2 protein-coding genes are annotated in these 1,159 nt (G+C 69.6%); both read left to right on the top strand.

All coding sequences use genetic code 11. The annotated features are described in order from the left end of the window. The coding region (locus GL263_RS26920) for an oligopeptide/dipeptide ABC transporter ATP-binding protein (RefSeq protein WP_182858338.1) at positions 1–393 on the top strand (393 nt) is incomplete at its 5' end. Then, positions 383–1,159: ABC transporter ATP-binding protein (locus tag GL263_RS26915; RefSeq protein WP_323379578.1), on the top strand; the 777-nt coding region annotated here is incomplete at its 3' end. The genes GL263_RS26920 and GL263_RS26915, both read left to right, overlap by 11 nt.

Raw genomic sequence — 1,159 nt, 5'->3', positions numbered from 1 at the left:
CTGATCACCCACGACCTGGGTGTGGTCGCCGACGTGGCCGACAAGATCGCCGTGATGTACGCGGGCCGCATCGTGGAGACCGCGCCGGTGCACGAGCTGTACAAGCGCCCGGCCCACCCCTACACCAGGGGACTGCTCGACTCCATCCCCCGGCTCGACCAGAAGGGGAAGGAGCTGTACGCGATCAAGGGGCTGCCGCCCAACCTGCTGCGCATCCCGTCCGGCTGCCCCTTCCACCCGCGCTGCCCGAGGGCCCGGGAGGTGTGTGTCGCCGAGGACCCGCCGCTGCTGCAGGTGACCGACCCCGACACCCCGGCCGGCGCGCCGGAGGCCGAACTGCCGGGCCGGCGCAGCGCCTGCCACTTCTGGAGGGAGACGATCCGTGACGAGTGAGCCGGGCACGGCGGCCCCGCCGGCGCCCACCGCCGAGCGGCGCGGGGAGCCGATCCTCCAGGTGCGGAACCTGGTCAAGCACTTCCCGCTGACGCAGGGCATCCTCTTCCGACGGCAGGTCGGGGCGGTCCGCGCGGTGGACGGCGTCAGCTTCGACCTGTACCAGGGCGAGACCCTGGGCGTGGTGGGGGAGTCGGGCTGCGGCAAGTCGACGGTGGCCAAACTGATGGTCAGTCTGGAGCAGCCCACCTCGGGGGAGATCCTCTACCGGGGTGAGGACATCACCCGGTTGTCGGGGCGGGCGCTGAAGGCGGTGCGGCGGAACATCCAGATGGTGTTCCAGGACCCGTACACCTCGCTCAACCCGCGGATGACGGTCGGCGACATCATCGGTGAGCCGTTCGAGATCCATCCGGAGGTGGCGCCCAAGGGCGACCGCCGGCGGAAGGTCCAGGAACTGCTCGACGTGGTGGGGCTCAACCCGGAGTACATCAACCGGTACCCGCACCAGTTCTCCGGCGGCCAGCGGCAGCGCATCGGCATCGCCCGGGGCCTCGCCCTCAACCCGGAGATCATCGTCGCCGACGAGCCGGTCTCGGCGCTGGACGTCTCCGTCCAGGCGCAGGTCATCAACCTGATGGAAGGACTCCAGGACGAGTTCAACCTGTCCTACGTCTTCATCGCCCACGACCTGTCCATCGTCCGGCACATCTCCGACCGGGTCGGCGTGATGTACCTGGGGAAGATCGTCGAGCTGGGTACCGAC

The sequence above is a fragment of the Streptomyces durbertensis genome, from assembly GCF_014156695.1.
GTDB lineage: Bacteria > Actinomycetota > Actinomycetes > Streptomycetales > Streptomycetaceae > Streptomyces > Streptomyces durbertensis.
The sequence above is the reverse complement of the archived record's forward strand: the minus strand, read 5'-3'. Positions and strand labels throughout refer to the sequence as shown.